Source organism: Bartonella sp. AP280QHHD (assembly GCF_042196125.1).
In the GTDB taxonomy this organism is placed as follows: Bacteria; Pseudomonadota; Alphaproteobacteria; order Rhizobiales; family Rhizobiaceae; genus Bartonella.
In genome coordinates this window covers 15,043-30,004 of record NZ_JBHIPQ010000019.1, presented here as the reverse complement: position 1 = coordinate 30,004, position 14,962 = coordinate 15,043, and the positions used below count along the sequence as shown (strand labels likewise).

Here is a 14,962-nt window from a genome sequence, read left to right as displayed (position 1 = left end):
GCTTTGGTTCAACAGGGGCAGAAGGAGGAGAAACAGTATCCAGAGATGAAGTGTCCTCCGGAGCAGAGGGCTCAGATGGCAGAACATCATTAGTAGAATCTTCAACTGGAACAAACGGTGCAGGCATAGGTTGCACAGCAGAAGGAGCCTCCGGAACTGTTGGTACAGAGGGAGGCTCAGACGGAACTGGTGCAGAAGGAGTCAGCGTCGAATCCGTAGGGATAAATGTTTCAGACGGTTCAGATCCTTCAGGCAAAGAAGGTGTAGATGGTATAAGTGGAGGCTCAACAGAAGGGGGTTGTTCAGGTGAAATAGTCTCTGTTGGTCGTTTAGAAGGAACCGTCTCTTCTTCAGATTGAGGAGGTAAAACTGTAGACGTTGGCTTAGAAGCAGTTTCAGAAGAATCTAATTCAGGACCAATGTAAACACTTTCGAGACGAAAATCCCAAAAATCCCCTTCTCCAACAACCAATCTATTCTTTGGATCTGCATTTCCAGAAGAAGAACTTGGACCATAGACACGAAGTTTATATTGATAAGGAAATCCATTCACCGTAGTATAACTATTGGCTAACTTAAAAGAACTTTCCTCTGCTGTCCCAGCAACTTGAACAAGCGAAATACTTTGACTTCCTTTATTGCCAGCTTCTCCTTCTAAAGTTTTGGAAAATTTCTCCATCATGAGCAGTGTACTTCCCAAAACATTCCCGTAGATCAAAATACGATCAGTTTTTTGAGGATTAAACGAGCCGTCATTATTCACAAACGCACTCATCTTAATCTGCACATTTCCCTTTGCATTATAGGCTTCTTTATCATATTGTATCCCCTCTATTGGATTTATGTCATTTAGATTACTTCCTTTCTCAATATATACTTTTCCAATATATAGCGTTTGATAATCTTGAGATATAAATTTATCAAAAAAAATTGTGCTATCAGAAATGCTTATAGACGAAAGTAATGAATCTACAGGAAGAGATTCCTGTAAATCTGTATGTTTCCTTTTGGTGAGATACCATGCAGAGCCATTTGTTAATTCTAAGTGAACAGTTGATGCATCCTCAACACGAATACCCCCTGTAAGGATAGAATCCTTTGCTTTCACCAATAGAGAAGAATTATTTTGAGCCTTTAACAATAAATCACCAGAGATCTTTGTCCTTTCTGTTAATTCAATAGTAGCTTCAGCTCCATAAATATCATCTCCCGTACTATAAATGGCAATACCATCGGGAACTGAAAAAGTTGTCTGTGACAAATGCAAAGATGCTTCACCCCAAACAATTTTTTCTACTTTTGAAAGTTTTTCACTCCCTACCTTAAACATATCACCCCATACATCTGGACCTAATCCATAAAAATACAGACCGTATACTCCCTCACCCTGAACAGAAATATTGTTTTTTTCTATCTTAATACTTGTCTTTTTAAACTCATTTGATGAAGCGTATTCTTGAACCAATTTACCTTCAGCATCTGCATAACCTGCAAAATTCGTAATCAAGAAGCCATGCATATCAGTGAGCTGAATAGAATCACCACGCAAATGAACATCACCACCCTGTGATATGTCAAAAGCTCTTGGAAATTCATCAATAGTTTCATTATCAACTACAATCGTATGTTTCTTACCTTTTCCCTGAATATTGGTTGTATCAATAAGATATTTTCCCCCAAATTGTGTTGAAAACGCACCAATCTCATTAAAAGTAATAGTACTGCCTGACATCCTAATGAATGCATCAGAACTACTAACAAATCCAATCCCTTTTGCATTCAAATTATCTGATACAATATCAATATTTACGCTCACTAAAGCAATATCGGTTTTTTTTCCTTCTGCACATACAGCTTGCAAACTACCTTCAATCTTCCCTCTATTCATCACAACTTGCCCATTCTGAACACGAAAACCGGACATATCCTTAATATTTGAATTGGTTAGAACAAGCTTGCCATCATCTTTTACAGATGCACTATATAAAAACATCTGCTTTGGCCTATGCGAGATAATATTTGTCTCTAATAAATTTAAAACAGTTCCCTCTTTTTCTATAGAGAAGACAGCAACAAAATCATCTAGAGAAGAGACAGAAGGAGTATAATTTTTATTACTTATCGTATGTTTTTTACTATCGCTATATGTAAAAAAACTCTCTGATACATTACAGGAAGTTCCTAAATTATTAGGATTCGCATTAACACTCACGATTGGCAAAAAAGAAACAATAGCCGTTGTAATAAATAAAAATCTATACCCGCTTAATACATTAACCATAACTTTATTCCCAATTTGCCTTTCTCCCCCTGTTAGTTAAAAATAAAAAACATTCCCCATAACATTAAGTTAAACACACTAAAAATAGCAAGTATAAAACTTAAATAATCACTTTATACTTCATAAAACACTCTATAACTTATGTAAAAATTACTCTATATTTCATAGGCACCTAAAAACGATAGTATAAACCGCCTGAAAAAATAATCCCTGAAAAACCACCTTTTCTAAGGCAATGCTGATAAGTTACATCTCCATGCAAAGCAAAGTTTGAAGACAACTGAGCCTTCAATCCCATTCCAGTTTCTAGAGAAGAGCCAAAAGCCCTTATTGGAATTCATCTCCAAACCGCACACGTTGTTTTCCTCTAAAACTAATGGCAAGCTGAAGCTCGCAATTGAAAGAAACAACAAGAGCCTCTTCAGAAGCAGCAAGCATCTTTCTTAAAGACCACCAACACGCATCACCCATAAATCAAGTTTTCCCATCTCAATATCAAAACCATCAATATCAGACGCCTTATCAAACCGCACATTTTGATAAATAACCTAAACCTGCGGATCAAAAATAACCCCTTTATGCCCTGTCGTAAATGACTTGCCCGCAATCAATGAAGCACTCAAAGGTGTTTCCTTCAATGTTGCTGTCTTGCCTCTTGCTTGCGTGAGAACATCCCCTTTAAATAAACCATAGGAAAAAAGGACATCTATATAAAAGCCTGTATCATGCTGCATGCTGCCATATACTGTAATAGACCATTTATCAAATGTACTTTTTTGCTTTCTTTAACATCTTGAGGTTGTAGAAAGTTTTTTTCCATTATTCTCCATTATTCCAAAGCTCAAAGTGTGATGTGTATCCTCAATCGCATTGAGCAAGACACTTGCCTCTATACCATGAACAACAGAAACCTGAATCTTACCTTCATCAAAGGAAAGAACCACCCTGCTTCACACCAAACACAGATTGAGATAACGTAGCATTTCTACCACTTTTCTTTTCGCCATTTCCTGTAATAGAACTCTTTTTAAAAGAAGTTTTATTATCTTTTGACACAACCACTGCTGATGTAATCTTCTCAGATCTCTTTAATTCTAAAATTCCATCAGCTCCTGAAAGCCTTTTTCCCCTTTACTTTTTTGCGGCTTAATAACTATGTCATGAGTTCGTATTGTAAAAATAACACCTGCAGCTCTCCTATCCAATCCACTCATATATAACTTATTACGACTTCCAAAAGTACGAGAAGCATCAACTGTATCACACGAATACGACTTAAAAAGAGAATTACACGAGGGGTTATAATCTTCTGCACTCACATCTATATTGTGCACGAAGAAAGAAATAGAGGTCGTAAGAGAACACAGACATAGCGTTTTAGTACTTTAATCATAATTTAGTCTAAACTTCCTTTATTTTATTCATAAAAAACTGAAAAGACACACCTAGTTCATCTACTTATTATGTACCGTTACATATAATTTGTTTTGTATTATATGTAAAGTCAAAAATCAGAAAAACGACACAACAAAACCATGTTTTGTGCTTATGTCTTTCACAAAGGATGTATTAAAGAAAAATACAATTAAAAATGATAACTTAATCCACCAGAAAAATGCGTTCCGGAAAAGCCGTCACTCGTAAATTTATGCTGATAAATCAGATCGCTATGAAAAATAATTTTGGGAGATAATTGCGAAAAAACACCAAATCCAGCTTCTAAAGAAGTCCCAAAGGAACCAAGCTGGAAGGCATCTTTAAAATATACAAATTGTTTATCATCAAAACTACGAATGAAATGAAGCTTACCATAGAATGAGAGAACATGTGCATCTTTATCTTTAGTAAATGTAAGTGTCTTCGTTAAATACCCACCAATACGCATCCCCCAATGATCTGGACTTCGCATATCAATATTAAAATTATCAATATCACGAGTCTTATGAAACTGGAGATTTTGATAAACAAACTGAACCTGTGGTTCAAAAATAAAATATCGGCTGCCTATCATAAACGTTTTACCAGCAATTAAAGAAACACTTAGGGGCTTCCCTCTCAATGCAGCCGTTTTACCTCGCTCAAGTGTGAGAACATTTCCATTAAACAAACCATAAGAGAAGAGACCATCCATATAGAGACCCGTATCATGCTGCATGCTTCCATATGCTGTGATTGTCCATTTATCAAATATACTTTCTTGACTTTGTTTAACCTTTCGAGGCTGCAAAGAAAGCTTGCCATAATTTCCCATAATCCCAAAAGATGTCGTACTGTATGCACTTTCGATTTTCTTGAGTAAAATACCTGCCTCTAGTGCATTATAATCAAGCTCACCGCCATAATCACCATATTTAAATGCAGACAAATTTGAAGTATAATGATGATGTCCACCGTAACCGCGCAAAAACAAAGCGGGATTTTCATCATTTTTCAACAACCGACCAGGAACAGTTCGCAGCGCTTGCAACTGCTTGCTTTGATTACTGATATCCATCAATCCAGCATAAAATAAGGTATTTGGCACAAGAATATAAGTCAAAACCTGTGGAACAACGACTCTCACATTTGGCTCAAAATGAGAAGAAGGCTCAAAAACAGATGCCGGAACAGAAGAACCAGACGCAGGTGGAGTAACAACAAAAGGAGTGGGTGAAACAGATGGCGGAACAGAAGAACCAGATGCAACTGGGGAAACAACAGAAGGAGTGGGTGAAACATGCGGCGGAACAAGTGAACCAGATGCAACTGGAGAAACAACAGAAGGAGTGGGTGAAACATGCGGCGGAACAGAAGAACCAGATGCAACTGGGGAAACAACAGAAGGAGTGGGTGAAACATGCGGCGGAACAAGTGAACCAGATGCAAATGGGGAAACAACAGAAGGAGTGGGTGAAACATGCGGCGGAACAAGTGAACCAGATGCAACTGGGGAAACAACAGAAGGAGTGGATGAAACATGCGGCGGAACAGGTGAACCAGATGCAGGTGGAGAAACTGGATTAGATTCAGCAATAGCGGGAACAACAGGTGCAAGAGAGGAAAGAGGATTGGGGATCTCAAGTACAAAAACATCAGATACATTAGGTGTGGTCGTAAGATGGGAATCCCTATCAGGAGAATCTACAGGAGAAGAAAGACTTGGCTCCTGAGACTTTTGCTGAGAGTTAGAATCAATAGAACCATCCTCACCTCCAGTAATATTAGGATGAATTTTAGGAAAAGAAGGAATATCATCAGAAGAAGGGGGGACAACCAAATCAAGAACAGGAAAAACTTTAGTGGAATCAACAAATTGACTTTCAAGTCGGAAATCCCAAAATGTTCCAGAGTTTTTAAGCACTCTTTGATTGGAATCTGCCGCCCCTAAAGCAGAGCCTGGACCATAACTCTTAAGATGATACTGATAGGGGGAGGCTTCAAGTGTGACATACCCCCCCTTTAACTGAAAAGAATCTTCCATGGCTTTTCCATAAACCTGAATAATGGAAATCCCCTGATTATTACCACCATCTCCCGTCAATGCCCCTGGACTTCCAGGAATCTTATAAACATGAACTGTTGTTTTTCCTTCAAGATCACCATTGATTAAAAGCCGGTCAGTTTTTTGCTCTTGCAGAGTTCCGCCTTTATCCAAATATGCATTAAGATAAAGATTCACATCACCGTGCGCTTTATAGACAGTCCCAAATCCTTTTCCAATGAGAAGTGTCTGATAACCATTTGTTTTTTTAGATTTTAATTCTTCAAAAACAAGAGAACTATCCGTAAGATTAACCGATGAAATAGAAGAATAATCTTTTAACCTAGAACCAGAAGCATCAGAATTTTGCAATTTGTCATATTTTGGTCGCGATAAAATCCACTTTGAACCATTTTTTAAATCTATCTTAGCTGTAGAACTTTCATCAACATGTGCGCCTCCTACAAGGGTAGAAGCATCAGCCTCAATCTTTACATTAGAACGCTCAACAGCTTTCAGGAGTGAATCTCCAGAAATTTTTGAATTTTGTAAGAGTTTAACAGAACTTTCGAATTCTCGACTATAAATAGCCGTACTTTCTGGAGCCATAAAAGTTGTCTTTGTCAAATGGACAGTCCCTTTTCCAGGTATAATTGTTTTTTTATCATTTAAGACAGCTTCCCAAAAAAAGTGCATGCCATTAAATCCATTCCCTCTCACAAAAATATTGGAATATTTTATATGAGCAGCATTATGGTTATTCCCCTGCACTACAATACCATGAACATTGTCGACATTAACGTTTCCTTTCTGGAAATTAAGAGAGCCTTTCCCCTGAAGCATACTAAAAGCAGAACCTTCACGATAATTATCTGTATTTGTTCCCAGTTTCCCCCTCCCACTAATAGAAACGCCCTCTAAATTAATTTCTCCATCTCCTCCTGTTTGAACACCAATACCATCAGCAAAATTAATTTTTCCTCCTTTCATATAAATTTTTGCACCATTATGACTCAAAAGACCTATCGCATCAGAAGATGTCTTAATCTCTGTCTTGGTCAAAGAAACAAACGACCCTTTACCCCCAACACTGATCCCCATTCTGGTTGCTTTAATCACCCCATTCTGCATCTCAAAAGCTCCCTCATCATTAATATCGGCCCCTATCGACACGTTATTTAACATGGAATCAAATAGAGCAACGCCTCCCCCATTTGAGGACTTTACAGCTGTTGTCCAAGCGTTTGTTTCTGAATGTCCATGTGCATTCGAAACACCGTTAATGATTATAGCCTCTCCCTCAATGACTGTATTTTTCCCTGATGCCTCTATGGCAGCATCAGAACTTTCACCCGTAAGTTGATAAGTTTTCTTGGCAATTTCATGCGTTTTACCATCATTACAGCGATAAAATGAGGCACTTTCGTTACATGAATATGGCTTCTTCTCAGAAGAAATCTCACCTGCATCAGTATTGTATACAAAGAAAAAAATAACCGTTGTAAAATGATATAAAGAGAGATGATTTTTAAACATAATTTTCTACAAACTTTCTTCCCCTTCTCTAAAAACAAAAAACACGCGTTCTGTTTAATAACTTTGGTTGCGCGTGATAATTTAAAATACGTTTTGTGTTTTATATATCCGCCCTATGTTTTATGTAAAGCCAGAATCCCAAAATATCACAATTTAAAATTGTATTATTTATAAAAACGCGTAAAAATATAGATAGAAATAAAAATTCCACCCCAAAGCAGTGATTTCAAGAGAATTTAATAAAAATAAACTCAAAGAAGAAAAACAGCATAAGAAGCAAAAACTGCAAACCAGAAAGCCTTATCTCGTTTCTAAAAAGAAACAAACTTGCTCATGCAAAAAAAACATTTTTTTAAAAAACTTATTTAAAAAGTTGCAAACAAATAATAAAAAACCACAAGCTATGCTTGTGGTTTTTTAAACAACTTACCTCAAGATGATCATCCTAAAAACGATAGCGCAATCCACCAGAAAAACTGATTCCAGAAAAACCACCTTTACTCAACTTATGCTGATAAACCAAATCACCATGAAGCGCAAATTTTTGAGACAAGCGAGCATTAAGACCTAATCCAGCCTCTAGAGAAGAACCAAAAGCCCCTAACTGGAAAGAATCTTTAAAGCGCACAGACCTTTCTTTTCCAAAATCATGGGCAAAATGAATCTTTCCATAAAAAGAAACATCACGATCTTTTTCAGACGCAGTAAGAGTCTTTATCAAGCGACCACCCATACGCACCATCAATTGATCAAGTTTATCCATCTCAATATTAAAATTATCAATATCGCGGGCCTCATTAAATTGAAGATGCTGATAAACAACCTGAACCTGTGGATCAAAAACAACACCTTCATATCCTGTGGCAATTTTCTGACCACTCATCAAGGAAACACTTAAAGGGTTACCCTTCAATGTTGCCGTTTTACCCCGCGCAGTTGTCAGAACATCTCCCTTAAACAGACCATAAGATAACAAACCATCAACATAGAATCCTACATCATGCTGCATACTTCCATAAACTGTAGCAGTCCATTTATCAAATGTACTTTTTTGGCTTTGTGCAACATCTCGAGGTTGTAGAGAAAGCTTTCCATAAGACCCCATCACCCCAAAGGATATAACACTGTCAACATTTTCAACAGTTTGTAGCAAAACACCTGTCTCTAGTGCATAGTACCCTAGATCTCCCCCATAACCATATTCAAGCGCAGATAAATCTGAGGCATAACGATAACTTCCACCATAGCCACGCAAAAATGAAGCAGAATTTTCATGAATTTGCAACATTCCACTAAGATTAGTCCGTACTATCTCCAACTGCTTGTTTTGATTGCTGATATCTATCAAACCAGCGTGGAACAAACTATTCGGCAAAAGTAGATAAGTTGGCACCTGAGGAACAACAGATCTTACACCTCGTTGAGACGGAGAAACATTTTCAATTTCAGAAAGACTATCTGTAGAAGACGCTGGAACAACATCACCAGAAGATTCGGGAATAATATCCTCAACAGAAGCACGTGCAGGAGGTGTACGTTGAGAAACCATAGGAGTTTCTCTATAATCAGCAGTTTGAACATATTCATTTTCTAAACGAAAATTCCAAAATGCTCCTCCGTTCAAAGCAAATCTCTGTTTAACATGCTCCTCCCCTCTAGTAACACTTGGGCCATAAGAACGAAGAACATATTTATAAGGCGCGCCATTTAATGCAACATACTGCCCATTCAGTTGAAAAGAGTCATACGATGCATCTCCATAAACTTGAATAATTGAAACACTATGCGCTTTTTCGTTTTTTTCTTCTAAACCTCCCGCAACCCCTTGTATATGGACTATAGTTCTTCCCTTAACGTCACCATGAATGAGAAGCCGATCCGTTACTTGATGATCACTTGTATCACTAGGATTTAAACGTGCATTCAAATGAATCCAAGCATCACCAAAAGCCTGATAAACAATACCTGTTCCTTTTCCAATATAAAGCGTTTGATATGCATGATTAGTACTGGACTTTGGTTTTTCAAAAGTAATGGAACTATTAGAAAGGTGTACCGATGAAATAAACGAAACACCTCTATAATTAGGATCTTGTAATTTTTTCTGTCTTGGTTGCAATAAAGCCCACTGTGAATTATTTCCCAAGATAAGGTCGACTTTAGAACTGTTATCAACCTGAGTTTGACCGACAAGTGCAGAAGCATCAGCAACAACCTCTATAGAAGAGTTACGATCAGCCTTCAGCAACAAATCCCCAAAAAGCTTTGTTTCCTTTAAAAATATTTTAGATTTTCCAGATTGACTGCTATAAACAGCTATACTATCTGGAACGACAAAACGCGTCTTTTTCAAATCAACGCGCAATGATTTTCCCTCTGACGAACCTTCTGATGCTGCCACACCTTCAAAGTGTATACCATAAAATGCATTACCTTTCACTGTAATATTGGAATCTCCAATATTAATCTGAGGAGCTTTATCTCCCTGCAATAAAAGCCCATGAGCATCAGTAACATCAACAGAACCTTTCATAAACTGAACATAACCATCTTCAGATATATGAAAAGCTGCCTGACGACCTGCATCCAGCCCTTGATCATCCTTGCCGGTACTCCCCTTGCCGGTAATAGAGACACCCTCTAAAATAAGATATCCTTTTTCTTCTGCTTTAACCCCAACTCTCCCTAGGCTAATTTGCGTATTCGTTAAATCAACACCACTTTGAGATTTTCCTCCAGCAAAAGCCCCCACTTTGATTGCATCAATTGATCCACCAGACATTACGATGAATCCACCTTGAGCTTCCACCCCCACTAAAACCCCACTCAACGTGGAATCGCTCAGAAAGACGCCCGCTTCTTCTGATACCTTTACTCCATATTTCCAAAAATTGTTTTCCGAGTTATTCTTTTCATCCAAAATACCCTTAACAGTTATATTCTTGCCACGAATAATTGTACCTTCCTTAGACGCCTCCATGGCTCCATGAACACCATTAACATTTTTATCCATTAACGAATAAACTTTATTATTAATTTCGTGCGCTCCACCATCAGAACACTGATAAAATGCTGCATTCTGATCACATGAAGACTGCTTTTTTCCAGAGATAACCTGAGATTCAGCATTGCGTGCAAAAACACCAACATTGTGTGTCAAAAAAAGAAGTGCCGTTGTAAAAGTACATAAGGAGAAGCGATTTTTAAATAGATTGACCATAATTCCACCATAATCCCCCCTCTTCTTACTAAGATCTATACATAACGTATCAAAAAACTTAACCAAAAGAAAAATATTTAATACGTTTAGGTTTTAATATCGTGAGTTTATTAATATTTTTTGTGTTTTATGTAAATATGGAATAGAAAAATTACTCGAAAATACAATCTAAATCTGTCGCTTTTACAAAGAATTTGCAAAAATATAACTGAAGAACGACAGAAAAATCACCTTTAACGTTGTTAGTCAAAAACACCCTTAGTCAGTTGACATGCATTAAGAACACCTACTTTAACTGCCGTCTAATCACCGCCAAAACGGATATAATCAACATCCTTACGATAATATTATATTGAAACAGTGTACACTCTGTAAGCAGACAAAACATATGCCAAAATTGAGAAACAAGAGTTCACATATGCCTTTTAGGCAATCTTCATGGTAAGACAGTCTAATAAAAAGTAGGAACGTGTAAAAATCAGTTCCGATTTTACCTTTTCCTTTTAATTCAACTTTACAATATTCAAAAACATTCAGAGCCATATTTTAAAAAGTGAAGATGACACATGACTTCATCTTTTTATTTATGCATTTAAAGAAAACACACTTTCAAAAAACAATACGTCATTATGTTTCTCATTCACCAATTTTCTCAGATATCTCTCATTTTTTCCATCCCCATTTCACAACGACAGCGGATATAATATCAAGTTCATCGGATACAGCCCTCATTGTGCCTGAGTAGCATCTTTGTCTTTGCTAATTTCTAATATTGTAAATCCTCTCCTCTTAATATAATTCCCCAAATTATATTGACTCCTTTCTTAAATGATTATCCACCTGCCAATTTTACATATAATAGACAAAGGAATGCTTTTTATGGATTCATCATAAAATCCTTGAAAATATTTCAGCACCCTAAATTAAAAATATCTTTATAAATCAAAATATTATAAATAATATAATAATCACTCTGAAATACGCGTTTTGAAACAATAACGTACAAACTCTTCAGACTTTTCAAAAAAATGAAAGAAGTCCAACCTAAAAGCATATTAAAGATATGCAAAGTCATACTCTCGTAAAAATGCTATAACACAAGATGAATAGATAATGAGAAAAGCCACAAGTACAACTTGTGGCTTTTTGAAAGATTAATCAAAAACAGGAACAACACTAGAAATGATAACGCAATCCACCTGAAAAACTCGTTCCAGAAAAACCAGCCTTCGTTAGTTTGTGCTGATAAACCAAATCGCCGTAAAGCGCAAATTTTTGAGACAATTGGGCATTAAAACCTAATCCTGTTTCTAATGAAGAACCAAAAGCACCTAGCTGGAAAGCATCTTTAAAATGCACAAATTGTTTTCCTTCAAAACCATGAGCAAGATGAAGCTTGCCATAGAAAGAAACAACCTGAGCCTCATCAGTAGCAACCAGCCTCTTTGTTAAACGCCCTCCAACACGCCCTACCCACTGATGAAGCTTTCCTAAATCAATATCAAAGCCATCCACATCACGCACCTTATTAAATTGAAGATATTGATAAACAACCTGAACTTGCGGATCAAAAACAAAACCGTCTTCCCCCACCATAAACGTTTTACCAGCAGTCAATGAAGCACTTAAAGGGAAACCCTTTAATGTTGCCGTCTTGCCACGTGCAGTTGTTAGAACATCACCTTTAAACAAGCCGTAAGACACAAGACCATCAACGTAAAAACCTGCATCATGCTGCATACCACCATATGCCGTAACTGACCATTTATCAAATGTACTTTTTTGACTCTGCTCAACATTCAAAGGTTGCAAAGAAAATCTCTCGTAAGCCCCGATAACTCCAAAAGAAGTGGAACCATACATATTTTCGATTGCTTTCAGCAAAACACCTGCCTCTAGTGCATTATAATCAAACTCGCCGCCATAACCATATTCAAGCGTGGAAAGATTTGAAGTATAACGATGATTGCCGCCATAACCGCTCACAAAAAAGAGAGGATTTTCACGACTTTCTAATAAGCCCCCAGAAGTAATTCGCAAAGCTTCTAACCGCTTATTTTGATTGTTAACATTCATCAAACCAATATGACGTAAGGCATTAGGCAAAAGGAGATAAGTCGGAACCTGCGGAACAACAGCCTTAACGCCCGGCTTAGGACGAGGATGAGGCTCCGGAGCTGGTTCTGGAGAAGGTTCTGGTCCCGGAATTGGCTTAGGAGAAGGATCTGGTTTAGGTTGAACATCAGAATCTATAGACCTACTTTCAAGGCGAAAATCCCAAAATTCCCCGTTACCTTCAACTAATCTCTGATCCATACTTGCTTTTCCAAACTCAGATTCTGGACCATAACTATAAAGCTTATACTGATAAGGTAATTCGTTTAAGGCTACATAACCACCTTCCAACTGAAAAGAATCTTGCTTTGCTTGTCCAGAAACCTGAATGACTGAAATACCTTCAGCATTCCCCCCCTTTCCCGTATATCCTCCTGGACTTCCTGCAACTCCATGCACTTGGAGCTTTGTTTTTCCCGAAACATCACCATGAATTAAAACACGATCCGTCTTTTGATGATTAAGAGCACCACCACTATTCAGATATGTATTAAGGGAAATAGAGGCACCATCCCGTACTCTATAAACTTCACCCTTTCCCTTTCCAATACGAAGAGTTTGATAATCATCAATAGAAGGAGATTCTGGTCTTTTAAAATGAATAGAGCTATCACCCATAAGACTAACGAGTGAAATAGAAGAATCATGTGCAGCCGCATGTTGATCTTTTTGCAGCGGTTGTTGTAAAATCCATGTAGAACGACCTCCCAAATAAAGTTCGGCATTAGAGTCTTTATCAACGTGTGTGCGACCTTCAAGCGTAGAAGCATCAGCCAAAACGATCACAGATGCCCCTTTCTCAGCTTTTAATAAAAAATTCCCTGAACGAAGAGTGCTTTTCATCAAACTCACCGCACCAGAAATAACATTGCTGCCATAAAGAGCCGTATCGTCTTCAACAGAAAACTCTGTTGTATCCAAATTAACAACTTCCAATCGTGGTGGAGCTTTTTCTTCCTCTAATGAAATCTCCTCTTTTTTATCCCCATCTTCGCTCCATGGCTTTTCTCCCTGAAAATAGATACCATAAGATCCCTCACCCTTTACGGTAACAGAAGAAGACTTAAAATTAGCCTCGGTCACATAAAAGTTATTCGATAAATCTTCAGCTTCATCTTCAGCTTCATCTTCAGTTTCAGCTTCTGTTTCAGATCGTTCTGGTACAACACTAAAAAGCTTGACGGGATTTTCTAATAATATACCATGTGCACCCTCAACCTTAATAGTCCCCCCTGTAAACTCAACACGTCCCCCTTCATCCATTAAAAAAGCCGCATCATTTTTATCTTTGTGGCCCTTTCCAGTAAGAGTGACACCATCGAGAATCACCGTCCCTCCCAACATCGCAGAAATCCCATGACTGTTGGTAAAGTTAACCTCCCCACCTTCCACCCAAATATCTGCCCCGCTATAACTGGAAAGACTTGCCTTCCCATCACGCGTATTAACTTTTGCACCCTCTAAAATAACCAATGAATTCCCCACAGCTTCAACAGCCCTATCACTGTCCTCTATAATCCCCTGCTTTATCTCAATTATCCCATTATGAGCGAAAAGAGCTAACTTTGTATTTTGAAGCGTCGGTTTTTTCAAAACAATCTTTCCGTCATCTGATACAGCCACACCACGCAAAAAAGATTTATCAGAAACTTCACTGCTAACAGTTACATTCTCTCCATAAACTCTGGTCCCTATTCCCTTCACCGTTATAGCAGTGGGATTAGCAGGGTAGTTGGAAACATTTGCACTCGTAATTGTATAAGATTTATTATCAATTTTAGGATCTATCCCGCAATTATCACATACATAATACAACCCACTATAGTAATAAAAACTAGGATTCACTCCTCTTCCATCAGAGTCTGCATCTTTAACAGAGTTATCTACATTTTTCTGATGTTTGGTGTCCCCAGCCAATCCACTCAGCTTACGATAGTCATTTCCTCCACGAATACCCTCATCGTTATTGCCAACATTAATCATATTAGAAGGGTAATAATTATCCCCACTCTCTCCACTAAGAGGAAGCTTATGCTTATTACTCCCGCTAAGCTGAGGAGAAGAATTAGCAGAGACAACTGGGATAACCTTTATAACATAACGATTACTATCCTTCCCCTCTGCAGCCGCATACACTTCTCTTCCATTTTGAAGCAAAGAGAGGATAGCTGTTGTACAAGCACATAAACATACATGATTTCTAAAAACTTTAATCATAGTTCCCTCGAAACTTTCCTTCCCCTCTCATTAAAAACAAAAGCACTTACAAAACACCCCCTTGCACACCTCAAAAATACGAAAAGTGTAACAAAAGAACATGCCTCATGCTTATTTGAACTGTGCAATGAAT

5 protein-coding genes and 1 pseudogene are annotated in these 14,962 nt (G+C 37.7%); all 6 read right to left on the bottom strand.

The features are described 5' to 3' along the window. Nucleotides 1-2,281: autotransporter outer membrane beta-barrel domain-containing protein (locus tag ACFIMK_RS02860; RefSeq protein WP_375683036.1), on the bottom strand; the 2,281-nt coding region annotated here is incomplete at its 3' end. Between the two features lie 172 nt (nt 2,282-2,453). Then, a pseudogene (locus ACFIMK_RS02855) lies at nt 2,454-3,180 on the bottom strand (autotransporter outer membrane beta-barrel domain-containing protein); the annotation flags it as partial. 28 nt (nt 3,181-3,208) lie between these two features. After that, nucleotides 3,209-3,337 carry a hypothetical protein gene (locus tag ACFIMK_RS02850; RefSeq protein WP_375610851.1) on the bottom strand — a complete coding sequence of 43 codons (129 nt, stop codon included), beginning with the start codon at nt 3,335-3,337 and terminating at the stop codon, nt 3,209-3,211. A gap of 529 nt (nt 3,338-3,866) precedes the next feature. After that, entirely contained in the window at nt 3,867-7,277 is a 3,411-nt protein-coding gene (locus ACFIMK_RS02845; protein ID WP_375693516.1) for an autotransporter outer membrane beta-barrel domain-containing protein, read from the bottom strand. Between the two features lie 445 nt (nt 7,278-7,722). Beyond that, on the bottom strand, nt 7,723-10,497 hold the full coding sequence (locus tag ACFIMK_RS02840) for an autotransporter outer membrane beta-barrel domain-containing protein (protein ID WP_375621644.1): 2,775 nt from the start codon (nt 10,495-10,497) through the stop codon (nt 7,723-7,725). A 1,176-nt stretch (nt 10,498-11,673) separates the two neighbouring features. After that, nucleotides 11,674-14,829: an autotransporter outer membrane beta-barrel domain-containing protein gene (locus ACFIMK_RS02835; protein ID WP_375638718.1), complete on the bottom strand. Its 3,156-nt coding sequence runs from the start codon at nt 14,827-14,829 to the stop codon at nt 11,674-11,676. Nucleotides 14,830-14,962: the final 133 nt, after the last annotated feature.

Coding starts and splice junctions, on each gene's coding strand:
- ACFIMK_RS02845 (WP_375693516.1), bottom strand. CDS start 7,277: ATGTTTAAAAATCATCTCTCTTTATATCATTTTACAACGGTTATTTTT.
- ACFIMK_RS02840 (WP_375621644.1), bottom strand. CDS start 10,497: ATGGTCAATCTATTTAAAAATCGCTTCTCCTTATGTACTTTTACAACG.
- ACFIMK_RS02835 (WP_375638718.1), bottom strand. CDS start 14,829: ATGATTAAAGTTTTTAGAAATCATGTATGTTTATGTGCTTGTACAACA.